Annotated in this window: 19 protein-coding genes; 10 read left to right on the forward strand and 9 right to left on the reverse strand. The window is 65.1% G+C overall.

Features of this window, described 5'->3' with window-relative positions:
- Positions 1 to 72: 72 nt before the first annotated feature.
- From EY713_RS04875 to EY713_RS04890, 4 genes are read left to right on the forward strand one after another with little or no spacing between them, the layout of a single operon-like run.
- Positions 73 to 846, forward strand: a complete 774-nt coding sequence (locus EY713_RS04875) for an SDR family NAD(P)-dependent oxidoreductase (RefSeq protein WP_131113822.1) — start codon at positions 73 to 75, stop codon at positions 844 to 846.
- Positions 843 to 1,613 carry an SDR family NAD(P)-dependent oxidoreductase gene (locus tag EY713_RS04880; protein WP_131113823.1) on the forward strand — a complete coding sequence of 257 codons (771 nt, stop codon included), beginning with the start codon at positions 843 to 845 and terminating at the stop codon, positions 1,611 to 1,613. The genes EY713_RS04875 and EY713_RS04880 overlap by 4 nt, the downstream gene beginning before the upstream one ends.
- Positions 1,610 to 2,965: a dihydroorotase gene (locus EY713_RS04885; RefSeq protein ID WP_131113824.1), complete on the forward strand. Its 1,356-nt coding sequence runs from the start codon at positions 1,610 to 1,612 to the stop codon at positions 2,963 to 2,965. Before EY713_RS04880 ends, EY713_RS04885 begins: the two co-directional genes overlap by 4 nt.
- A 28-nt stretch (positions 2,966 to 2,993) precedes the next feature.
- The gene (locus tag EY713_RS04890; protein ID WP_131113825.1) at positions 2,994 to 3,779 is read left to right on the forward strand and encodes an SDR family oxidoreductase; all 786 of its coding nucleotides are present in this window, start codon (positions 2,994 to 2,996) and stop codon (positions 3,777 to 3,779) included.
- 21 nt (positions 3,780 to 3,800) lie between these two features.
- On the opposite strand, the gene EY713_RS04895 is transcribed toward EY713_RS04890, so the two are convergent.
- Together EY713_RS04895 and hydA are read right to left on the reverse strand one after the other, a co-directional pair.
- Positions 3,801 to 4,727 (reverse strand): nitrilase-related carbon-nitrogen hydrolase, encoded by a 927-nt coding sequence (locus EY713_RS04895; RefSeq protein WP_131113826.1) that lies wholly within the window; start codon positions 4,725 to 4,727, stop codon positions 3,801 to 3,803.
- Entirely contained in the window at positions 4,712 to 6,142 is a 1,431-nt protein-coding gene (hydA, locus tag EY713_RS04900; protein WP_131113827.1) for a dihydropyrimidinase, read from the reverse strand. Before hydA ends, EY713_RS04895 begins: the two co-directional genes overlap by 16 nt.
- Positions 6,143 to 6,337: 195 nt before the next feature.
- Here hydA and EY713_RS04905 point away from each other — a divergent pair, with 195 nt between their 5' ends.
- The 3 genes from EY713_RS04905 to EY713_RS04915 all read left to right on the forward strand — a co-directional run bounded on the left by EY713_RS04905 (position 6,338) and on the right by EY713_RS04915 (position 11,270).
- A complete protein-coding gene (locus tag EY713_RS04905; protein WP_131113828.1) occupies positions 6,338 to 8,500 on the forward strand; it encodes a dimethylsulfonioproprionate lyase family protein in 2,163 nt (720 codons plus the stop codon).
- Between the two features lie 114 nt (positions 8,501 to 8,614).
- Positions 8,615 to 10,276, forward strand: coding sequence for an ABC transporter substrate-binding protein (locus tag EY713_RS04910; protein ID WP_131113829.1), 1,662 nt, complete (start codon positions 8,615 to 8,617; stop codon positions 10,274 to 10,276).
- Positions 10,277 to 10,355: 79 nt separating this feature from the next.
- A complete protein-coding gene (locus tag EY713_RS04915; protein ID WP_210215310.1) occupies positions 10,356 to 11,270 on the forward strand; it encodes a polysaccharide deacetylase family protein in 915 nt (304 codons plus the stop codon).
- Here EY713_RS04915 and EY713_RS04920 read toward each other — a convergent pair.
- The 7 genes from EY713_RS04920 to EY713_RS04950 form a co-directional block, all read right to left on the reverse strand.
- On the reverse strand, positions 11,267 to 13,507 hold the full coding sequence (locus EY713_RS04920) for a xanthine dehydrogenase family protein molybdopterin-binding subunit (RefSeq protein WP_131113830.1): 2,241 nt from the start codon (positions 13,505 to 13,507) through the stop codon (positions 11,267 to 11,269). The two genes, EY713_RS04915 and EY713_RS04920, sit on opposite strands and share 4 nt — an antisense overlap.
- On the reverse strand, positions 13,500 to 14,558 hold the full coding sequence (locus EY713_RS04925) for an FAD binding domain-containing protein (RefSeq protein ID WP_131113831.1): 1,059 nt from the start codon (positions 14,556 to 14,558) through the stop codon (positions 13,500 to 13,502). Before EY713_RS04925 ends, EY713_RS04920 begins: the two co-directional genes overlap by 8 nt.
- Complete coding sequence (locus EY713_RS04930) at positions 14,555 to 15,052, reverse strand: (2Fe-2S)-binding protein (protein WP_131113832.1); 498 nt, start codon at positions 15,050 to 15,052, stop codon at positions 14,555 to 14,557. The genes EY713_RS04925 and EY713_RS04930 overlap by 4 nt, the downstream gene beginning before the upstream one ends.
- Before the next feature lie 164 nt (positions 15,053 to 15,216).
- Positions 15,217 to 16,908, reverse strand: a complete 1,692-nt coding sequence (locus EY713_RS04935) for a cation acetate symporter (protein WP_131113833.1) — start codon at positions 16,906 to 16,908, stop codon at positions 15,217 to 15,219.
- Positions 16,905 to 17,237: a DUF485 domain-containing protein gene (locus EY713_RS04940; RefSeq protein WP_245504135.1), complete on the reverse strand. Its 333-nt coding sequence runs from the start codon at positions 17,235 to 17,237 to the stop codon at positions 16,905 to 16,907. The genes EY713_RS04935 and EY713_RS04940 overlap by 4 nt, the downstream gene beginning before the upstream one ends.
- Positions 17,238 to 17,338: 101 nt before the next feature.
- Positions 17,339 to 18,643, reverse strand: a complete 1,305-nt coding sequence (gene xylA, locus EY713_RS04945) for a xylose isomerase (RefSeq protein ID WP_131113834.1) — start codon at positions 18,641 to 18,643, stop codon at positions 17,339 to 17,341.
- The gene (locus EY713_RS04950; RefSeq protein ID WP_245572895.1) at positions 18,640 to 19,680 is read right to left on the reverse strand and encodes a LacI family DNA-binding transcriptional regulator; all 1,041 of its coding nucleotides are present in this window, start codon (positions 19,678 to 19,680) and stop codon (positions 18,640 to 18,642) included. Before EY713_RS04950 ends, xylA begins: the two co-directional genes overlap by 4 nt.
- A gap of 282 nt (positions 19,681 to 19,962) precedes the next feature.
- Between EY713_RS04950 and xylF the strand changes: the two genes are divergently transcribed.
- The 3 genes from xylF to EY713_RS04965 are packed head-to-tail and all read left to right on the forward strand — an operon-like array spanning position 19,963 to position 23,821.
- Positions 19,963 to 20,979 (forward strand): D-xylose ABC transporter substrate-binding protein, encoded by a 1,017-nt coding sequence (xylF, locus tag EY713_RS04955; protein WP_131113835.1) that lies wholly within the window; start codon positions 19,963 to 19,965, stop codon positions 20,977 to 20,979.
- A 57-nt stretch (positions 20,980 to 21,036) separates the two neighbouring features.
- A complete protein-coding gene (locus EY713_RS04960; protein WP_131113836.1) occupies positions 21,037 to 22,572 on the forward strand; it encodes a xylose ABC transporter ATP-binding protein in 1,536 nt (511 codons plus the stop codon).
- A gap of 16 nt (positions 22,573 to 22,588) precedes the next feature.
- Entirely contained in the window at positions 22,589 to 23,821 is a 1,233-nt protein-coding gene (locus EY713_RS04965) for a sugar ABC transporter permease (RefSeq protein WP_131113837.1), read from the forward strand.
- Positions 23,822 to 23,887 lie beyond the last annotated feature (66 nt).

Consider the following 23,887-nt stretch of genomic DNA (forward strand, 5'->3'; position numbering starts at 1 on the left):
TCGTAAATCGCGTGACGATCGCGCCGGCTGCGCCTAACAGGGATCGATCGTCCCCAACACACCCGGCTCCTCATGATCGTTCTGACCGACAAGACCGCGATTGTCACCGGGTCGAGTTCCGGCATCGGACGCGCCATCGCGCTGCGCTTCGCCGCCGCCGGCGCGCGTCTCGTACTGGCCGACCTGACCGAAGCAGCGTTGGACGGCGGCGCGACCACCAGCGCGCTCATCGCCGAAGCCGGCGGCACCGCGTTGTTCTACCGAACGGACGTCGCGGTCTGGGCCGAGGTCGATGCGCTCGTCGGCAAGGCTGTGGCCGACTTCGGCCGGCTCGACGTGATGGTCAATAATGCCGCGACCTATTCGGGCACGGCACTGCTCGACACGTCCGAAGCGCAATGGGCCAAAGTGCTGGGCGTCAACCTCACCGGCCTGTTCCATGGCTGCAAGCGCGCCGTGCAGCAGATGATCGGCCAAGAGCCGCGCGCCGAGGTTCGCGGGCGCATCATCAATCTCGGATCGCAGCAGGGCATCGTCACGGCGCCGCGCGATTGCGCCTATGGGGTCAGCAAGGCAGGTGCCATCTACCTGACCAAACAGATCGCAGTCGATTATGCAGCCGACCTCATCGTGTGCAACACGCTGTCGCCCGGCAAGATCGAGACGGGCGCGCCCGGCCTGCCGACCGATCCGGCCTTGCTCGACAACGCCCGCCGACGCACGCCGTGGCCGCGCCTTGGCCGCCCGGACGACATCGCCAATGCGGCGCTGTTTCTCGCCAGCGACCTGTCGACCTATATGACGGGCAGCAATCTCGTGGTCGACGGCGGATGGCTCGCCCGATGAGCGCCGTCGACACCGCCAAGCGGCTCGTGGATCGCCGCATCCTGGTCAGTGGAGCCGCCAGCGGCATCGGCGCGGCGCTGGTCCATCGCCTCGTGGCGGAAGGCGCGCGGGTCGTCGCGGCCGATCTCGATCGGACGCGGGTCGCCGAACTCGCCGCGACATGCCCGCCAGGCCGGGTGCTGCCGGTCGCCTGCGACGTCACCGATGCGGCCGCAGGCCAGGCGGCTGTCGCGGTCGCGATGTCGCACTGGGGCGGGCTCGACGGCTTCGTGCATAATGCGGCGGCGCGCTCGGTCGACGGCACGGTGGTGACGCTCGATGCGGCCGACTGGCGCGCCGAAATGGCCGTGACGCTGGATGGCGCCTTTCTGATGAGCAAGGCGGTGGTGCCGGCGCTTGTGCAAGCGGGCGGCGGGTCGATCGTGCTGATCGCCTCGCAACTCGGTCACGTCGCGGTCGGTCAGGCCGTTGCCTATTGCGTCGCCAAAGCGGGCCTCATTCATCTGGCGAAACTGATGGCGGTCGATCACGCCGGCGACAACATCCGCGTCAACAGCCTGTCGCCGGGCGCGGTCGGTACCGCCCGCCTGCTGCAACGCTGGCCCGACCTCGCTGCGGCCGATGCGGGCCTCGGGCCGGCGCATCTGCTCGGGCGTATCGGCCGGCCTGACGAGATCGCGGCCGCGATCGCGTTTCTGCTCTCGGACGATGCGGGCTTCGTGACCGGAACGGATCTGTTGGTCGACGGCGGATATACGACGCGATGACGGCACCGAGCCAGCACCCGTTCGACCTCGTGCTGCGCGGCGGTACTGTCGTCGAGGCGACCGGTCGGGCCAGAGTCGATCTGGCGATCCGCGACGGACGGATCGCGGCGCAGCTCCGGCCGGGGGAACCCGCCGAAGCAACGATGATGCTGGATATGAGCGGGCGGCTTTTGCTGCCGGGGCTTGTCGACGCGCATGCCCATCTGCGTGAGCCGGGGTTGACCCATAAGGAGGATTTCGCCTCCGGCACCCAGGCCGCAGCCGCCGGCGGCGTTACGACCATCCTCGACATGCCGACCGACGAGCCCTGGACCGACACGCCGGAGTTGCTTCGCGCCAAAATGGCGATGACGATGGGACGCCTGCATGTCGATGTGGGATTTCAGGTCGCGATGCGGCGCGACACCACGGATTGCCGTGCGTTGCGGGATGCCGGAGCCGTATCGTTCGAGGTGTTCACCGCCGATGTGCCAGCGATCTACCGCCATGACACGATCGACGCCCTTGCGGCGGCGGTCGGCCGCATCGCCGCGGTCGACGGGCTGATCGGCCTATCGCCCGGCGATCAATCCTTGATCGACGCCGCCAATCGGGACCCGACGGGCAGCATCGCGGCCTATCTGGCTAGCCGCCCGCCCCTGGCCGAAGCCAACGGCATCGCGCGCGCCATCCTGGTGGCGGCCGATCGCGGCGGTCGGGTCCACATCCGACAGAGCAATTCGGCCCTCGGTCTCGACACGTGGCAGCGCATGCGCGACTTGGCCGACGTCACCATCGAGACGACCGTGCAATGCCTGCTGCTGACGGCCGAGCGCTATACCGACCTCGGAGCCGCCATCAAGGCGTCGCCACCGTTCCGAACCGACGCCGGTCGCCTCGCTCTGCTGGCGGCGGTCCGCGACGGCACAGTCGATATCGTCGCGACCGATCACGCCCCTCATACGCCTGCCGAAAAAGCCGCTCCGGTCGCGCATTTTGCCGATATACCGGGCGGCCTGCCCGGGCTGCAGACGCTTCTGCCCTGCATGCTGCATCTCGTCGGGCGTGGCGATCTCACGCTCGGCGATGTCGTTCGGGTCTGCGCCACTAATCCTGCTGTCCGGTTCGGCCTTCTCGGGCGCAAGGGCGCGCTGACGGTCGGCCATGACGCCGACATTCTGGTGCTCGATCCCGCCATCACGAGCACCATCAGGAACGAGGATCAACGATCCAAAGCCGGACCGACCCCATTCGCGGGCTTGACGTTTCCATTCCGGCTCGACCGCGTCTTGCTGCGCGGCCGAAGCATTTTCACCCATGACGGCGTGTCGACCTCGGCGACCGGCCTCGTGCAACGACCCAACAGCGGCTGACGCCGCTTTCACAAAAGGATTTCGGCTCATGGATCTCGGATTGTCGGACAAGCGCGTTCTCGTGCTGGGCGCCAGCAAGGGGCTCGGCCAAGCCATCGCGCTCGCCATGGTGGCCGAAGGCGCAACCGTCATGGCGGCGGCCCGTTCGGTCGAGCGGATCGAGGCTTGGCGCGCGGCGCTGCCCCCGGATGCAGCGGCCCGCGTAAGCGTCCATGAGGTTGACTTGGCCGAGATGGCCAGCGTCGATCGCCTGGTCGACGCGGTGCTGGCCGCGGGTGGCGCCGACGTGCTCATCAACAATGGCGGCGGACCGGCCCCGGGCGGCGTGGTCGGCACACCGACAGACGCGTGGAACAAGGGGTTTGCCAGCATGGCGGCGTCGTTGTTCCACCTGACCGACCGGCTCATCACGCCGATGATCGAAAAGCGGTGGGGCCGCATCGTCACGATCGGCTCGTCCGGCATCGAGCAGCCGATCCCCAACCTCGCGATCTCCAACGCGATTCGCGCCAGCGTCGCCGGTTGGTCGAAAAGCCTCGCGAACGAGGTCGCCGAGCATGGCATCACGGTCAATATGGTGCTGCCCGGCCGCGTCGCGACCGAGCGGGTCGATAGCCTCGACCAGAACCGCGCCAGCAAGACCAATCAATCCATCGACGCCGTGCGGCAGCAATCGCGCGCCGAGATCCCGGCCAAGCGCTACGGGACGCCGGAGGAATTTGCGGCCGTCGTGACGTTCCTGGCCGGCACACCCGCCTCCTACGTGACCGGCAGCATGATCCGCGTCGATGGTGGCGCCATCCGCAGTATCTGACGCAACCGCAGCGACCGGGCTTCAGTCTTCAGGCGGCCCGGCACGCTCTGCGATCAGCCGGTACTCCGCCGGGCGGCGATAGCGAGCAAAGTCGAAATTGACGCGTCGGCAGGCGGAGATCAGGTCGAGGTCGGCGCGATACACCACCACCTCGTCGCCGATCGACAGGGCCTGCGCGGCGATTTCGCCCGTCGGCGCGATGATGCAGGAGCCGCCGATCAGCGCCTGCCCGTCCTCGCTCCCGGCTTTCGCGGCGGCCGCGACCCAGAGCGTGTTCTGGTAGGCGCCGGCCTGCATCGGCAGGTGATTGTGGAACATGCGAAGGTGGGCGAGCGCCGGCGCCTCATCGAGCAACATCGGCGTGTTGTAGCCGATCAACGCCACCTCGGCGCCACCGAGGCACAACATCCGATAGGTTTCCGGCCAGCGCCTGTCGTTGCACAAAGCCAGACCCACCCGTACGTCGCCGAACCGGAACACCGGAAACCCGACATTACCCGGCTCGAAGTAGCGCCGCTCGAGATGCACGGTGGTTCCGGGCTCCGGCGTCTCCTGGCCGGGCACGTGCATCTTGCGATACCGCCCGACCAGAGCCCCGTCGCGTCCGATCAGGTCCATCGTGTTGAAGCGCCGCACGCGGCCATTCTCGACCACGCGTTCCGCATAGCCGAGTGCGAAACCGACGCTGAGCCGCCGCGCCGCATCATAAAGCGGCTGGGTCTCTGGCCCGGGACAGGACGTCTCGTAAAACGCCTCGATCTCATCGTCGTCGAGCATCCATCGCGGAAAGAAAGTGGTGAGGGCCAATTCGGGAAACACCGCGAGGTCCGCACCAGCAGCGGCGGCCTGCTCCAACAGATGTACCAACCGCCCCACCGTTTCGGCGCGCGAAGCGGCGCGCTGCACCGGCCCGGTCTGACAGACCGCGAGCGTTAGGCTTCGAGCCATGGCGTCGTCTCCTCGATGGGGCGGCGCGCCGGATCGGCCGGAACCGCATGACGGGGCAAAAATTGCCCGGTCGGGGTCGCGTCATGCAGGATGCCGTCGCGGATTACGAAGCGACCCCGGACCAGCACGTCGGTTGGCTTGCCGGTGAGCCATAGCCCCTCATAGGGCGTGAAATCGACCGCCGAATGCTGCGCTTCATGGCGAACCTGCCATCGCGCGTCCGGGTCCCAGAGTACCAGATCGGCATCGAGCCCGACCGCGATCCGGCCTTTCCGGTCATCGAGGCCATACAGCATCGCGGCTGCCTGCCCGGCCAAGGCGAGGTAACGCGCGAGCGTCAGGCGCCCGCTCAGCAAGCCCTCGGAGAACAGGATCGGCAATCGGGTTTCGAGCCCCGGAACGCCATTCGCGGCAGTGGTGAAGGACGGCTCGGAGGCCGGCGCGATTTTGTCGGCCATGCGATAAGGCGAATGATCGGACGACCAGAGCGCAATGTCGCCCGTCGAGAGAGCTTGCCACAGCGCGTCCTGGCTGGCGCGGGCGCGCGGAGGCGGCGAGAAGATGAAGCGGGCCGCCTCCTGCGGCGGCCCGTCGAGGTCGGCGGCGGTCGAGAGAAGATATTGCGGGCAGGTTTCCGCGATCACATCGGCCCCCCGCCCCCGGGCGCGACGCACCTCCTCGGCCGATTGCGCGCAGGAGACATGGACGATGACGAGGCGCGCGCCGGTGATTTCGGCGAGGGTCGCGGCCCGGTGGGTCGCCTCGCGCTCGAAGGCTTCGGCATGCGCCACGGCATGGTAGCGGAACCCGGTGCGGCCGAGCGCCACCAGACGCCCAGTGGTGCGGCGAATGCCGGCATCATTCTCGGCATGGACCATCACGGTCATGCCGCGAGGACGAGCCCCATCCATGATGGCGAGCATCAGGTCGTCGGAGACCGCGAAGCCCCGATAGGTCATGAACGCTTTGACGGACGGCACGCCGCGCGCGGCCAACCGGTCCAATTGCGCCTCGACGTCGGAGCCGGTGGCTTCGGTGAACACGCCGTGCAGGCCGTAATCGACGACGGAGCGGCCGCCCGCGCAAGCCAACGACCGATCGAGCGCCGCCAGCGTCGTCATGCCCGGTCCCGGCATGGCGAAAGGCACGATGCAGGTCGTGCCGCCGAAGGCGGCGCTGATCGAACCGGTCGAGAAGTCATCGGCGGTATCGACTCCGCCCCAAGTCGGCTGATCGAGATGGCAATGGGCGTCGATGCCGCCCGGCATCACCCACCGGCCGGCCGCCTCGATGACCCTGCGTCCCGTCAGGCCCTGGCCGAGTGCCGCGATGCGGCCGTTCGCGATGCCGATGTCGCAGTCGGCCCATCCCTCGTCGAGGGCGACGCGGCCGCCTGTGATGACGATATCATACATGGCGATCAGCCGGTGGCGTGGCGATGAAGCACCAGCTTTCGTGCTGGGGGACGACGACGAACGCGAAACCCGCAATCTCACAAGCGGCTCCGGCGCGATCGATGATGATTCGAGGCTCGGTCAGCAAACGGTCTCCTGGCGTTAAGGCCGGACAGGTCTTAGGCTCGGCATGACAGGCGTCCCTCCGGAGACCGCATGACGACCGTGACCGATCCTAGCGCCGCTGCGGAGGTTTTGACCATCGTGGCGCTCGCTTATGGCCTGCTCGACACCATGCCGACCGCGCAACCTTTTCTTGCAGCGTGGCCGGACCAGTACGACGGTCGGCCGTTCGCCCCGCAGGGTTGCCCCGTCTTGACATGGCTCGACGAGATCGCCGCCAACACCACGCCCGCCACCGCGCCTCTGGTCGCTGCTCTCTCGACCGCCGCCGCGGCCCTGGCCTGGCGTCAATCCTACACGGCCGCCGATTTCGGCGCCGCCTTCCTTGATGGCTACGGCTGGACCGAATTGATCGGCACCAAGGGGCCGGTCCCAAGCGCGACCATCGCCTGCGGCTTTCTCATGCTCGGCCCGTGGACGCAGTATCCCGCTCACGCGCATGCGGCCGAAGAGCTTTACGTGCCGCTTTCGGGCACGGCTCTCTGGACACGGGGCGACGAGGCTCCCGTCCGCCATCGTCCCGGCGCGCCGATCCACCACCCGGCCTGGATCTCGCATGCCATGTCGACCGAAGCCGAGCCTCTCCTGGCGCTTTACCTGTGGCGGGGCGGCGATCTTGCCGCGAAACCGCAGATCACCGGCCGCTCGTCTCCCTTCTCTTACCCCCCGAAAGCCTCCGGCATGCCCATCGCGCTTGGACGAGACCGCCTCACCGTCGCCGACGTCAGACAGGTGGCCCGAGACGGGGTCGTGGCCACACTCGATCCGGACGCCGCGCGCACCATGCTGGCGTCGCAAGCCGTGCTGCAGGACTGGCTTCAGGCGGATCGGCCGGTTTACGGTCTGACGCGCGGCCTCGGCAATCAAGCCACGATCGCGATTCCCTCCGAGGATCGCCGCCTGTTCAGCGAAGCGATGCTGAAGGCGAGAGCCTCGGGCGCGGGTGGCTCGTTCGCGCCCGACATCGTTCGGGCGGCCCTTTTCGTTCGCGCCGCGACGCTAGCGCGGGGCGGCGCGGGTGCTCGGCCTCTCATCGTCGAGACCCAACTCGCGATGCTGAACCAGAACGTCACGCCGCGCGTGCCGCAAATTGGCTCGATCGGCACATCGGATCTCATGCTCTGCGCCAATATGGGCCTGCCGCTGATCGGACTCGGCGAGGCAACATTCGAGGGCAAGCTGCTGCCGGGTGCCGAGGCGATGCGGCGCGCCGGGATCGGCACCGTGCAACTGACCGAAAAGGAAGGTCTGGCGCTCTGTAGTTCGAATGCCGTGTCGATCGGCTATGGCGCGCTGGTGATCGCCGATCTCCTCGATCTTCTGGATCTCGCCGATGCCGTGTTGGCCATGACCTACGAGGCATTCATGGGCAACCCGAGCCCGTTCGATGCGCGGGTCGCGGCCCATCATCCGGCGCCCGGGCAGGTCGAGGCGGCCGAGCGGCTGCGTCGGATGTTGGCCGGATCGGCCCTGTTCGAGCCGGGCGTTCCCCGTCGCGTGCAAGACCCGATCAGCCTGCGCTGCGCCACCCACGTGCATGGCGCCGCCCGAACCGCGCTGCGCTGGGCGCAGGACGCTGTCGATGCCGAACTGAACGCGGCGGCCGACAATCCGCTGATCCTGATCGACGATGCGGAGATCCTGTCGACGGGCAATTTTCACACGGCCGCCATGGCGGTCGCGTTCGACGCCCTTCGCCTGGCGCTGGCGCAACTCGGCACGATCGCGTCCCAGCGCACCGCGCGTCTGCTCGATCCGGAGGTGTCCGGGCTCGGCGGTCTGCTGACCCGGATCGGGGTCACCAAATCCGGCGTGGGTCTCCTCAGCCTCGTCAGTCACACGCTGGATCGCGAGTCGCGGGCTTGCTCGGCCCCCGTATCGAACGATGGGGCGACACCATTCGGCGTCGAGGATCAGGCTCCTATGACCCTGTCGGCGGTGCGACGGACGGCTGATCAGATCGGTTTTCTGCAGCAGATCCTCGCCTGCGAAATGATGGTGGCGGCCCAGGCGCTCGACATACGGCCGTTGCGGCCCTCCGCGCCGGTCGTCGCGGCGCTTTATGGCTTCGTTCGGCGTCATGTCACGGTTCTCGACGAGGATCGCAGCACGACGGCCGATCTCGAAAACCTGCATCACGCGATCCGCGACGGCGGCGCTCTCGCCGTTGTCCGCACCAGCCTCGATATGGCGTGAATCGTCACGCGTGTGGCCCGCTTCCTGCTAAGGTCGAGCCGCTCAGAGCCGAGCCGCTTCAAAGGTCGAGCGTCTCCGAAGGTCGCGTCAAGAACTCAACAAGGTGGGATCGCCATGAACCGGATTTCGAACGCCTATAGCCGCTTGCGCGGACAGCTCGGTGCCGTCGAGAACGATCTGATTGATGAATTCGTAAGCGGTAAGATCGATCGCCGCACATTTCTGCGCCACGGCAGCATGTTGGGGCTTTCGCTTCCCCTCTTGGGCGGTATGGCGGGCGGGGTCGGTCTGCTGTCGGGATCGACGTCGGCGCGGGCCGAGCCGAAGGCTGGCGCCACGATCCGGGTCGCGGCGGTTACTCCCGCCGCAGCCATGAACCCGGTCAGCATCGCCGATCAGGGCGGCCTGACGCTGCTGATTCAGACCGGAGAATTTCTGTGCGTCACGCAGCCCGATCTGACGCTGAAACCCTCTCTTGCGCTCAGCTGGTCGCATAACGAGGATAGTTCGGTCTGGACGTTCAAGCTCCGCAGCGGCGTGACATACCACACCGGGCAGACCTTCAAGGCCGATGACGTGATCGCGACGATCGATCGTTTGGCCGACCCCAAAAACGCATCCAATGCGCTGTCGGCCTTCAAGGGCATCCTGTCCAAGGGCAATACCAAGAAGGTCGATGACCTGACGGTCGAGTTCCACCTCGATGCGCCCTATGGCAGCTTCCCTTACGTGGTGTCGTCGGACAATTACAATTGCATCATGCTGCCGGCCGATTTCGCCGGCGATTTCGAGAAGGACTGGACCGGCACGGGGCCGTTCAAGCTCGAAAAATATACGCCGAAGGTCGGGGCGAATTTCGTCCGGTTCGACGGCTATTGGGGTGAAAAGTCTCTGCCCGATCGGGTCGAATTCGTGTTCTACGACGCGCTCCAGCCGCGGGTGCTCGCACTGCAGGGCGGCCAAGCCGACATGATCGATCAGGTTCCGGTCGCGGGCGGCCAAGCGCTGCTGAACGATCCGAACTTCACGGTCATTCGCGAGAAGAGCGCCGCGCATGAGCAAGTCCATATGCGCTGCGACACCGGGCCGTTCCAGGACAAGCGCGTGCGTCAAGCCATGGCGCTCAGCATCGATCGCACCAAGCTTGTGGCGGGCCTGTTCCGGGGCTTTGCGGCGGTCGGCAACGACAGCCCGTTCGCGCCCGCTTTCCCGTCCACCGATACGACTGTTCCGCAACGCAAGCAGGACCTGCAGAAGGCCAAGCAGCTGATGGAAGCGGCCGGCGTCGGCAAGGGCTTCAAGGTGACCCTGACGACCGAGCGCTATATCGAAATCCCCGATTACGCCATTCTGCTGCAAAATTTCGCACGGCCGCTCGGGATCGACATCACGCTCAACGTCGAGTCGCAGGACGCCTATTACGGCAAGGCGGTGTTCGGGCAGTCGGATTGGCTCGACAGCACCATGGGCATCACCGACTATGGCCAGCGCGGCGTGCCGAACGTCTACTTGCGGGCCCCGCTGCTGAGCGATGGAACCTGGAACGGCGCGCATTTCAAGAACCCCGAATACGACACCCTGGTGACCCAATTCGGCAAAACCGGCGACATCGGCGGTCAACGCGAAGTCGCGGGCAAGATCCAGAACCTGCTGCTCGACGAAACGCCGATCATCTTCGCTTATTTCTACGACTATCTCGTCGTGACCAAGAAGACGCTGGTCGGCATCCCGCCGATCGCCAACCGTCTGTTCCTGGATCGCGCCGGCTTCGCTTGAGCCGCAACGTCGGAGGCCGCGCATTCTCGCGGCCTCCTCTTTCTATCTCGCAAGAAGCATATGAGCGGAAGTCTGCCCTGTGATCTCCTCGCCGCGTGACCTCGTCGGATACGGGTCGGAACCGCCGCATCCGCAATGGCCGAACAGGGCGCGCCTCGCGCTCAATGTCGTGGTCAATTACGAGGAAGGCGCCGAATATACGCTGCTGAACGGTGATGATCGGCCCGAGACGATCCTATCAGAGGTCGGTTCTGGCGCTCCCGCGATGGGCACCCGGGACCTCGCGATGGAGTCGATGTATGATTATGGCGGCCGTGCCGGGGTGTGGCGGCTTCTGCGCGCGCTGACGGATCGTGGCATCGTGCCGACCTGCTACGCCATCGGGCTGGCGTTTGAGCAGAACCCGCGCGTCGCGGAGGCCTTCGCGAAAGCGGGTTGCGATTTTGTCGGACATGGCTGGCGCTGGATCGACTATGCGAGGGTATCGATCGATGAGGAGCGCGACCATATCGGCCGCTGCCTCGAGACGATCGAGCGGCTGACCGGTGAGCGACCCGCCGGCTGGTACACGGGGCGGATGAGCCTCGACACGCGGCGCCTCGCAGTCGAGCACGGCATTCTTTACGACAGCGACGCTTATTGTGACGACCTGCCGTTCTGGACGCCGGTCGGCCGCACAAGCCATCTCGTCGTGCCGCATGCCTTCGACACCAACGACAGTCGCATGGCGCGCAACCAGGATCTCGCAGCCGGATCGGACTTCTTCGACTATCTCCGCGACAGTTTCGACGTGCTCTACGCTGAAGGCCTGACTGCCCCGAAGATGATGACCGTCAGCCTTCATTGCAGGCTGGCCGGCAGGCCGGGGCGCATCGCAGCCCTGACCCGGTTTCTGGAGCATGTGTTGGCTCACGACCGGGTCTGGATCTGTCGCCGCATCGAGATCGCACGGCATTGGCGGGCGACGTTTCCGCCGCCAGCCGAGACGCCTTAAAGCAGTTTCTCCAAGCGGATCGGAGTTTCGCGGGCACGAATCCCGGTCGCATGCCAGACTGCATTGCCGATCGCGCCTGCCGTGCCGGTCACGCCGATCTCGCCGACGCCCTTGATGCCGAGCGCATTGACGTGGGAATCATGTTCCTCGATCAGAATGGCCTCGAGCGACGGCACGTCGGCATTCACCGGCACGTGATATTCGGCGAGATTGGCGTTGACGATGCGGCCCGTGCGACGATCCATGGTGGCTCGCTCCTGCAGCGCGAACGAAATCCCCCAGATCATACCGCCGAAATATTGGCTGCGAACCATGCGGGGATTGATGACCCGGCCGGCCGCGAACGCCCCGACCAGACGCGATACGCGCACCTGACCAAGATCGGGGTCGACCTTTACCTCTGCGAAGACCGCGCCATGCGCGTGCATCGCATAATCCTTCTGGGTCGCGGGGTCGGCTGCAGCCTGCCCCTTGCCCTGGATCGAGGCCTGCCCAGCACGGGTGAGAATCGTCTCGTAACTCTCACTCCGGCTTTCGTCATCGCGTCGGAAGAGACGACCATCGCGGGCCACGACACCCGTATTCCCAGCGCCATAGAGCGGCGAGCGGTCATCGTTGGTGGCAAGTTCCGCAAGTGCAGCGATCACGGCCCCACCCGCGTTATGGATCGCCGTGCCGGCCGTCGCCGTATGGGCCGATCCCCCCGCAATCCCGGCGTTGGGCAGGTCGGACGTCCCCATGTTGAACGTCAGCTTCTCGAGCGGCAGGCCAACCCCGTCAGCCGCGATCTGCGCCAGAGCGGTCCAGGCGCCCTGCCCCATGTCCTGGGCGCCGATATCGACCGTTCCGGTCCCATCGGCGCGAAGTTCGGCGCGCGCCTCGGCTTGAAACATCAGAGCCGGGAAGGTCGCGGTGCCGACTCCCCAGCCAACCAGAAGGCCGGCCTCGTCGCGCATCTGCCGTGAAGCGAGCGGTCGCCCCGCCCAACCAAAACGTTTCGCACCCTGCTCATAGCATTCACGCAGCGCCTTCGAGGAGAACGGCTTGCCCGACAGCGGCTCGGCCTCGGCATAGTTCTTAAGGCGAAATTCCAGCGGGTCCATGCCGCAGGCAAAGGCCATTTCGTCGATCGCGCCTTCCAGCGCCACGCTGCCCGACGCCTCGCCCGGTGCGCGCATGAACAGCGGCGTGCCGGTATCGAGGCGCACGGCCTCGTAGGTGGTCGACAGCGCCGGGGTGGCATACAGCGTGTGCGTGACGCCGCCGGCCGGTTCGAAGAAATCATCGAAGCTGCTGGAGGCCGCGACCGTGTGGTGATCGATCGCGGTCAACGATCCATCCGCCATGGCGCCCATTTTTAGCGTCTGTCGGGTCGGCGACCGATGGCCCACAGGCCCGTACATCTGGTCGCGGCGCAGCACCAGCTTGACCGGCTTGCCCACCAGCTTCGCCGCCATGATGCCGAGAATTTGCGGCCCTGAAATCAAGCCCTTCGACCCGAAACCGCCACCCAGGAAGGGGCTGCGGATGAAGATGTCGGCGGCATCGATGCCGAACAATCCGGCGATGCGGGCCTGAGCCATCGCCATGCCCTGGCTCGGCGTATCGATGGTGAGGTGATCGCCGTCCCATGCCGCGACGATCGCATGCGGCTCCATGGCATTGTGATATTGCGCCGGCGTATCGTAGGTCGCTTCGATGCGACGATCGGCCGACGCCAGTCCCGCTTCGACGTCGCCATGCGTGTCCTTGGAGGGCGAGCCGACCCCAACCGAATCCGGCACGAACCGAGGCGCGTCGTCGAAGTCGACCCGGGCGGTCTCGACGTCATAGGTGGGGTGAAGCAGCGCCGCGCCTTCGGTTGCGGCCTCGAGCGAGGTGGCGACCACGACCGCGATCGACTGATTGGCGTAACGAACCTGATCGTTCTGCAACAATTCCATTCTGAACGTGAAGGGCGTGCCCTTCAGGTCCGGATCCTGCGCAAGCGTCGGTGCATTAGCCGGCGTCATGACGTCGACGACGCCCGGATGAGCCTTGGCGGCCGCGAGATCGAGGGCGACGACCCGTCCCCGCGCGGTCGTGCTGGTGGCGATCACGGCATAGAGCATATCGGCGGGGTGATGGTCGGCCGCATAACGGGCGCGGCCCGTGACCTTGAGCATGCCTTCGGCACGGGTCAGCGATTGGCCGATGCTGGAGCCATGGCGAACGTGGACGGGAGCGGTGTCAGACATGAAGGGCGGCTCCTTCGGGTTGGGCAAAGACGGAAGCCGGCAAGGCGGGCATGTGCTCCGGCGTGCCACGGGCAGCGAGACTGATGGCCCGCGCGACGACACGGCGCGCGAGTTCGATTTTGGCGGCGTTGTGGCCGGATGGTTTGGCATCGGCTAGCGCCGCCGCCGCCGCTTCGGTGAACGCTGCCTCGCCCACGGTCTTTCCGACGAGAACGCGCTCCGCGTCACGGGCGCGCCAGGGTTTCAGCGCCACACTGCCGAGCGCCACACGCGCCTCGACGATCGTCGATCCGTCGAGCTTGAGCGCCACGGCCGCCGACACGGCTGCGAATGCATAAGACGTGCGCTCGCGGACCTTGAGATAACGCGAATGATCGGCGAACCCGGCTGACGATGCCGGGATCCGAATCGCGACGACGAGATCGCCGGGCTCGAGCACCGTCTCGCGCTGCGGCTCATCGCCGGGCAGGCGATAGAAGGCGTCGAGCGGAACGTCGCGGCGCCCGCCGCGCCCCTCAATTTCGACCACGGCATCGAGGGCGACGAGAGGCACACAGAAATCCGACGGATGGGTCGCGATACATTGGGGGCTCCACCCCAGCACCGCATGAAGATCGTTTTCACCGCCCATGGCGTCGCAGCCTGATCCCGGCTCGCGTTTGTTGCAGGCGCTCGCAAGATCGAAGAAGTAGGCGCAGCGGGTGCGTTGCAGGAGATTACCGCCTGCGGTCGCCGCATTGCGAAGCTGCGCCGATGCGCCGGACAACAAAGCCTCCGCTACCGCGGGGTAGCGGGTCGAAACCTCGGGGTGATAGGCGATGTCGCTGTTGCGGGCGAGCGCACCGATCCGCAACGCCCCGTCCTGCAGGACGTCGATTGTATCGAGGCCGGGTAATCGGGTGATGTCGATCACACGCGTCGGCCGCGCGACGTTGCCCTTCATCAAATCCATGAGGTTGGTACCGCCGGCCAGATAGACACTGCCAGGTTGCGCCCCCAAGGCGACGGCTTCGGCGATCGAGGTCGGGCGGGAATAGTCGAAGCGCTTCATGCGGCTTCTCCCCGGTTTTGCGGAGCCATACGGGCTTGTGCGTCGAGCACCGCGTCGGTAATGCCGGTATAGGAGCCGCAGCGACAAAGATTACCGCTCATCCCTTCCCGGATCCGCTCTGCATCGGTCCCGGCATGCCCTTCGGCGATCAGCCCCACCGCGCTCATGATCTGGCCCGGGGTGCAGAAGCCGCATTGAAGCCCATCATGCTCGATGAAGGCGGCCTGGACCGGATGCAGGTGATCGCCATGCGCGAGCCCCTCGATGCTGACGATCTCGGCGCCGTCGCAGCTCAGCGCGAGGGTCAGGCATGAATTGACGCGGCGACCGTTGACGAGAACCGTGCAGGCGCCGCACTGGCCGCGATCGCAGCCTTTCTTGGTCCCGGTCAGGTCGAGGCGCTCGCGAAGCAGATCGAGAAGGGTGATGCGCGGATCGTCGATCCCGACCGTTCGCATCGCCCCGTTGAGCGTGAGCGTGATGCTGAGTTCCATGGCGGCCTTTCGTCGTGGGCACAGACGAGCCGCTCATGAGCATGTCTCACGGCCGTCCAGAACCTCAGGCCCACACCTTGGAATTATTGCAAAGTCCAAGGCCCGGCAAGCGTGCGGACCGTGACATCAAGACGCTTTAGCTCGGTGGAACAAAGGCGAAGCGGTCAGTGCGCCTGCGCCACACTGGCTCCAATGCCGGTTTCCGAGCGCACGAATTGCGCATCGAACGCGGCCCGCTCCGCCATCGCGCGCTTGCTCTTGTCCAACGTGGACACGATCCAAATTCCGGCGAAGGCGAGCGGCATCGAGAACAAAGCCGGATTGTCATAGGGAAACAACGCGGCCGGGTGGCCGAAGGTCGTGACCCAGACGGCCTTGCTCAAAATGACCATCACGACAGCGCTGACGAGGCCGAGCAGACCGCCCACCAGAGCGCCCGTCGTTGTCGTGCCGCGCCACATGATCGACATCAGCAGCACCGGGAAATTGCAGCTCGCCGCGACCGCAAACGCCAACCCCACCATGAAGGCCACATTCTGCTTCTGGAACACGTAGCCGAGATAGATCGCCACGATGCCGATCAGAATGGCCGAGATCTTCGACAGGCGCACCTCCCGCGCTTCGGTCGAGCGACCGCGCGCGATCACGCTCGCATAAAGATCATGACTGATCGCGGAGGCTCCCGAGAGCGTCAGCCCGGCTACGACCGCGAGGATCGTGGCAAAGGCAACGGCCGAGATGAAGCCCAGGAAGAGCGATCCGCCGATCGCATTGGAGAGATGGATCGCCGGCATGTTGGCGCCGCCGATCAGATCCGTGATCTTGTTGTAGTGACCATCGGCCGCGACTTTGAAGAAGCTCGCGTTCGGCATCAGATAGGTGATGGCCCCGAACCCGATCACGAAGGTCAGAATATAGAAATAGGCGATGAAGCCGGTGGCGTAGAACACCGATTTGCGCGCTGCCTTGGCGTCCCGCACGGTGAAGAACCGCATGAGAATATGGGGCAAACCGGCTGTGCCGAACATCAGCGCGAGGCCGAGCGAGATGGTCGAGACCTGATCCTTCACAAAGCCGCCCGGCGCCATGATGGCATCGCCCTTCGGATGGATCGCGATGGCGTCGGCAAACATGGCGTTGACGTTGAAGCCGTAATGGACCAGCACGGCCAAGGCGAGAAGCGTCGCGCCGACCAGCAGCAGGCACGCTTTGATGACCTGAACCCAGGTGGTCGCCTTCATGCCGCCGAACGCGACATAGACGATCATCAGCACGCCGACGATCACGACCGCATAGAGGTAATCGAGCCCGAACAACAGTTGGATGAGCTGTCCCGCGCCGACCATCTGGGCGATGAGATAAAATGCCACCACGACCAGCGTGCCGACGGCCGCCAGGGTGCGGATCGGACCTTGGGCCAGCCGGAACGAGGCGACGTCCGCGAAGGTGAACCGACCGAGGTTGCGAAGCCGCTCGGCGATCAGGAACAACACGATCGGCCAGCCGACCAGAAAGCCGATCGAATAAATCAGGCCATCGAAGCCCGAGCTGAATACGAGACCGGAAATGCCGAGGAACGACGCCGCCGACATGAAGTCGCCCGCGATCGCGAGCGCGTTTTGCAAGGGCGAGATGCTGCCACCCGCCGCGTAGAAGTCGCCGGCCGAGCGGGTCGTGATTGCGGCCCGATAGGTGATGTAGAGCGTGAGGAGCACGAAGGCCACGAAGATCACGATGGCGGTGACATTGAGACCCTGCTGCTGCACGGGAGCGACATCCGGCCCGGCCGCTGAGGCGGCCGTCGCGGTGCCGATGAGAAGAGCGGCGCTTGCCGCAAGACGGGACAGCACCCTCATCGAGCCTGCTCCTTGACGACTGTGCGGGTCAGGTCGTCGAAGCGTGTATTGGCGCGCGCGACGTAAATCCCAGTCAGGGCAAAAGCAAAGATGATGACCGCGAGGCCGAGCACGATCCCCAGCGTGAGCGGGCCGGCGCCGATCTTCGTCGCCATCGCGTCATGCGCGAAGGCGACCGCGAAGATGAAGGCGAGATAGACGACGATCATCACGATCGACAGGCTCCAGGCGAAGCTCGATCGCTCGCGCACCAGCGCCTGAAAAGTCGGATCCCGCAACATGGCCTGGGGGTCGGCGGCCTCGGACGGCAGCAACGGCTTTTGCAACACTTCGACTCTCCCTCTGGCGTTTATGCTCGGCTCGGGTCTGGCGCCCGTTTTTTTCGATCTTGGAGCGAGAAGGGTGCTGGGCACCCCTCCCGCACGGTTAGTCAGACGCTTCGGCTGACGAGGTTCTCGAGCATTTCCTGCCGCCCCGAGCGGGGCTTCGGTGAAATGCCGCGTGCCTCGGCGGCTGCCGCGATCTCGTCCAGCGTGGCCCCGCCCGCGGCGTGGCCAGCCTTGTCCCACCCAGCGTAGCGCTCGCCGACATGCTTGGCGAGAGCGCCGGTCTCCACCATCTTGGCGGCCGCCAAGAAGGCTTTGGCGCAAACATCGATGCCGCCGACATGGGCATGGACCAGATCATCCACCTCGATCGACTGGCGACGGATCTTGGCATCGAAGTTGAGGCCGCCGGTCGTCAGACCGCCGCCCTTCAGCACCTCGTAGAGCGCCAGCGTCAGTTGCGGCACGTCATTCGGGAATTGGTCGGTGTCCCATCCCAGCAGCGGATCGCCCCGGTTGATATCGAGCGAGCCGAGGATGCCGAACGCATTGGCGACCGCGATCTCGTGCTCGAAGGTGTGGCCGGCCAGGATGGCGTGGTTTTCCTCGAGGTTGAGCTTTACGTCCTTCTCGAGCCCGTAATGCTTGAGGAAGCCATAGACCGTCGCGGCATCGAAATCATATTGATGCTTGGTCGGCTCTTTCGGCTTCGGCTCGATCAGGATCGGGCCGGAGAAGCCGATCTTGTGCTTATACTCGACCACCAAAGACAAAAACCGACCCATCTGGTCGAGTTCGCGCTTGAGATCCGTGTTCAGCAGCGTCTCATAGCCTTCGCGCCCACCCCACATCACGTAGTTGGCGCCGCCCAGTTCATGCGTAACGTCAAGCGCCGTCTTCACGGTCGCGGCCGACCAGGCGAAGACGTCCGGATCGGGATTGGTCGAAGCGCCTGCCATGAAGCGCGGATGGCTGAACAGGTTGGCGGTGCCCCACAGCAGCTTGACGCCGGTCTCCTGTTGCTTCTTGCCGAGATACTCACCGATCTCGCGGGTGTTCTTCAGCGTCGCGGCCAGGCCATCGCCCTCGGGGGCGACGTCGCGATCGTGGAAGCTGTAGAGCGGCACGTCGAGCACGCGGAAGAGGTCGAAAGCCGCATCGGCCTTGGCCCGGGCCGCCGCAAGCGGATCATTGCCGGCATGCATCCAGGGGCGATCGATCGTCGGCGCGCCGAAGGGATCACCGCCGTTCATCACGAAGCTGTGCCAGTAGCAGACCGTGAGGCGCAGCTGCTCCTTCATGGTTTTGCCGAGAACGATCTTGTCGGGATCGTAATAGCGGTAGGCGAGCGGGTTCGATGATCCCTCGCCTTCGTAGCGGACCGTCGGCAGGTCGGAAAACAGCGTCATGGCAGATTGTCCTTCAGGTAGATGTCGATCCGGATGGGATCGGGGTGGAAGTCGTCGCACCCGTCGGCCAGAGCCTTGAGGGTTCGGACCGCTCGACGCACTTCGTCGGACGGGTCCTGGTTGATGGCGGCGTCGAATGTGCCGCTGAGAAGCGCCTCGCGCATGAACGGCGTGAGCTCATGGCCGATCGTGACGACGGCGCGCGACCGGCCGGCGGCTTCGAGAGCCGCAGCGATGCCGCGATTGCCGGCGCCGAGGCTGTAGATGCCAACAAGATCGGGCATCTCGCGAAGCGCTTTCGCGACGATCGGCTCCGTCAAAGCCCCATCGTCGAGCCCCTCGGCGACGGGAAGCAGCGACAGGTTGGGAAAGTCGCGCTCGATCACCTGGGCCAGACCAAGGCGACGTTCGGCATGGTCCCGCAAGGTCATGCGGCCCGCTACCGTGAGCACGTGGCCTTGACGCGGGCCGAGAAAACGCCCCAGCAGCGTGCCTGCGACGCGACCGGCCGCCACATTATCCGGTCCGATGAAGCGAGCCCGACGCGAGGGTGTCACGTCGGACACAAGCGTCAGCACCGCGATGCCGTCAGAGGCGAGGCGGGCGATGGCGTCGCGAACTTCCGGCGCATCGACCGCGACGGCCGCCACCCCCATGGTTCCGTCGTGTCGGCAGGCGATGAGACAACGGGCGAGATCGACCGGATCGAAGGCCGCATATTCGCCGATCGAGATCGCAATGCGCTCGTCAAGGCCGCGAAGCGCCCCCATATCGACCTCGCGACGGACCGATTGCATGAAGCTGTTCTGTGGCAGGCGAGGAAGCAGAAACCGGAACCGATATTGTCGGCTGCGCGCGAGGTTCGCGGCGAACACGTCCTTGCGGAACCCAAGCCTCTCGACCGCATCTTGGACCGCCTTGACCGTCACGGCGCGGACGCCCGGGCGGCTGTTGAGAACGCGATCGACCGTCGCGAGGCTGACGCCCGCCGCTGCCGCCACATCTCCAGCCGTCACGCGCCGGTCCAGATCCACCACATGCCCTCCCAATTTTTGACGAGCGTAAATCATAACCACGCGCAGATCACGAGCAAATTTCTATTTCGCACTGCGATAAACAATTATATTGCGCTGCAGCAAGATCCGGACGCTCCGCTTTTTAGCTTGTTTGGCGTCGTCGAAGTAAATGTCGCGGTGCGAGTAGTTGCGGTGCGTACCTCATTGCGTTAGACACCTGTCGAAGCTGGCAGCCGATCAGCAATCATTCGATCGAGATGGCAGATCACGGAACGGCGTCATGCCGGCAGGGAAGGAAATGACATGGTTCGTTCATTTACAACGCTCCTCGGCGGCGTCGCCATCGCCGCAACGCTCGTAGGCCTGACGAGCGGCGCACAAGCCAGCGCCGACAAGCCGGTCATCGGCTTCTCCATCGACGACCTTCGTCTCGAGCGTTGGACGCGCGATCGCGACTTTTTCGTCGACGCCGCCAAAAAGCTTGGCGCGACCGTCACTGTCCAATCCGCCGACGCAAACGAAGAGCGTCAGATCTCGCAGATCGAAAACATGATTTCGCGCGGCGTGGACGCGATCGTGATCGTTCCGTTCAATGGCAAAGTACTCGGCAACGTCATCAATGAGGCGAAGCAAGCCGGCATCAAGGTCGTGGCCTATGACCGCTTGATCCTCGATTCCGATATCGACGCCTACATCACCTTCGACAATGAGCGCGTCGGCGAGATGCAGGCCCAGGGCGTCCTCGATGCCAAGCCCAGCGGCAACTACTTCATGATGGGCGGCTCGCCGACCGACAACAACTCGAAGTTCCTCCGCGAAGGGCAGATGAAGGTCCTGCAACCCGCCATCGACGCCGGCAAGGTGAAGATCGTCGGCGCCCAATGGGTGCCGGAGTGGAGCGCCACGACGGCTCTCCAGATTATGGAAGATGCCTTGACGGCGAACAAGAACATGATCGATGGCGTCGTGGCCTCGAATGATGCAGAAGCCGGCGGCGTGGTCCAGGCGCTGACGGCGCAAGGCCTCGCCGGCAAAACCGCCGTTTCGGGTCAGGACGCCGATCTCGCCGCCATTCAACGCGTCAAGGCCGGCACCCAGACCGTGACGGTCTATAAGCCGCTGAAGAGCATCGCCAGCACGGCGGCCGAGATCGCGGTCGATCTCGTCAAGGGCAAGACGCCCGCGTTCACGACCGAACTCGACAACGGCAAGAAGAAAGTGCCGACGACATTGTTGACCCCGACCCTGATCACCAAGACGAATTGGGATACGGTCGTGAAAGACGGCTTCTACACCCAGGCCCAGATCGACGGGAAGTAATCGACCGACGGCCGCCTTCTCGCAACGAGAGGGCGGCCACGGTCTAGGATGACCAGCATGGCCGATAGCCTGCTCGAGATGCGCGGGATCATCAAGGAATTTGGCGGCGTCCGCGCGCTCAACGGCATCAATCTCTCGGTGAAGGCCGGTGAGGTCGTGGGGCTTTGCGGCGAAAATGGCGCCGGCAAGTCAACCATGATGAAGGTTCTGTCCGCCGTTTATCCCTACGGCAGCTGGGGCGGCACCATCTTGTGGGAAGGCCGCGAGTTGAAGGCGACCAGTATTCGCGAGACAGAGGAAGCCGGCATCGTCATCATCCATCAGGAATTGATGCTCGTGCCTCAGCTGTCGGTGGCCGAGAACATTTTTCTCGGACGCGAACCTCACGGTTTCGGGGGCATGATCGATTTCGAGGCTATGTATTCGAAAGCCGCGACCCTGATGGCCGAACTCAAGATGAGCCATATCAACGTGGCTCAGCCGGTCGCCCATTATAGCGGCGGCGAGCGGCAGCTGATCGAAATCGCCAAGGCGCTCAGCAAAAATGCCAAGCTTCTGATCCTCGACGAACCCACATCCTCTCTGACGCGCTCGGAAACCGACACCCTGCTCGGCATCGTTAAGGGGTTGAAGGCGCGGGGGACCGCCTGTGTCTACATCTCCCATAAGCTCGAAGAGATCGAGGCCATCGCAGACAGCGTCACCGTGATCCGCGACGGCGCCTATGTGGGCAGCGAGCCGATGCGCCAACTGACGACCGGAGACATCATCCGCATGATGATCGGCCGCGAGATGGCCAATCTCTTCCCACGCGAAGATCATCCGATCGGCGACGTCGTGTTCGAGGCCCGCAACGTGATCTGCATCGACCCCCAGAACATCGACCGGCGCCGCGTCGACAATGTGTCGTTTCAATTGCGGAAGGGCGAGATCCTCGGTATCGCCGGTCTCGTGGGCGCGGGCCGCACCGAACTCGTGAGCGCTCTTTTCGGCTGTTATCGCGGCCCTTACACGGCCGCCCTCTATCTGGATGGTAAGCCGATCACGGTGCGTACGCCGAAGCAAGCTGTCGCCCAAGGGCTCTGCATGGTGCCGGAAGACCGCAAGGCACACGGCATCGTCCCGGAGCTCGCGGTCGGCCAGAACATCACCTTGTCGGTGCTCGACCACTACACCCGCCATGACCTCATCGACGAGGAGCGGGAGATGAAGGACATCGGCACCGCCATCGCGACAATGCGGATCAAGACCGCAAGCCCGATGCTGCCGATCGGGCGGCTCAGCGGCGGCAATCAGCAAAAGGCCGTGATCGCCAAAATGCTGGCGCCCCATCCCCGTGTCCTGATCCTCGATGAGCCCACGCGCGGCGTCGATGTCGGAGCCAAATACGAGATCTACAAATTGATGTTCGAGTTGGTGAAAACCGGTGTCTCGATCATCATGGTCTCGTCCGAAATGCCGGAGGTGCTCGGCATCTCCGATCGTGTGCTGGTCATCGGGGAAGGTCAGTTGCGCGGCGATTTCGTCAATGATGGATTGACCCAAGAGGCCGTTCTCACGGCCGCCATCACGCCCCTCCCCCGCGCAGCCTGAGACCGGGACGCCCGCCATGAGCACCTCCGATATTCCGAGCCTGACGACCGCCGGCGGCCAACCCGACACGTCCGCGACCCCGCCTGCCGCCTCGGCACGCGCGGTCATCGGCATCACCCGGTTCAAGGCCGCTTTCACTGAATATAAGATCCTGGCGCTCGTGGTCGCGATCGCCGTGGTTTGGGCCTTCTTCTCCTACCTAACCGATGGCGACTTCCTCACCGCCAGAAACTTGTCCAACCTGCTGCGCCAGATGGCCATCACCGGTATGCTGGCCTCCGGCATGGTGTTCGTCATCATCGCGGGCGAGATCGACCTGTCGGTCGGCTCGCTGCTCGGGCTGCTCGGCGGTGTCGCGGCGATCCTCGACGCGCGTTATCATCTGCCACTGGCCGTCACGCTTCTGGCCGTCGTGGCGCTCGGCGCCGCGATCGGGACGTTCAACGGCTATTGGGTCGCCTATCGCGGCATCCCGTCCTTCATCGTCACGCTGGCCGGCCTTCTCGCCTTTCGCGGCATCCTTCTCGGCATCACCAACGGCGTGACGGTCACGCCCATATCGGCCGATTTCGTCGCCGTGGGTCAGAGTTACGTTCCGGCCAGCGTCGGTTACGGGCTTGCCGGAATCCTCTTCGTTTTGCTCGCCGCGCTGGTGCTGCGCGGGCGCGGCAAGCGTCGTCAATACGGGCTGACGGTCCCGGCCTTCGCGATCGACCTCGGCAAGATCGTCGTGACCGGCGCCGTTCTGGCCGGCTTCATCTACGTACTGAATGATTATCGAGGGATTCCGACCCCCGTCCTCATCCTGCTGGTGCTGCTCGGCGTCCTCACCCTGATGGCGCGGCGAACGGTGCTGGGCCGCCGCATCTACGCCATCGGCGGCAATCTCGAGGCGACGCGTCTCTCCGGCGTCGACGTCCAACGCGTCAAGCTCATCGTCTTCGGCCTGATGGGCGCCGCCGCGGCGCTCGCCGGTGTCATCACGACAGCGCGGCTCGCGGCCGGTTCACCCTCGGCCGGCTCGCTGCAGGAACTCGACGCCATCGCGTCCTGCATCATCGGCGGCACCTCGATGCGAGGTGGCGCCGGGACGGTCGCGGGCGCGTTGATCGGCGCCCTCATCATGGCGAGCCTCGATAACGGCATGTCGATGCTCAGCGTCGACACCTATTGGCAGATGATCGTTAAGGGAACGATCCTGCTGCTCGCCGTCTGGCTCGATATCGCGACCAGCACGAAGACCGCATGAGCCGCACCCCTGAGATTGGCGCTCGCGCTGGTCTGGTCTGGTCGGGCCAACTCAATCAGGCGACGG

The sequence above is a fragment of the Lichenihabitans psoromatis genome (genome assembly GCF_004323635.1).
GTDB lineage: Bacteria > Pseudomonadota > Alphaproteobacteria > Rhizobiales > Beijerinckiaceae > Lichenihabitans > Lichenihabitans psoromatis.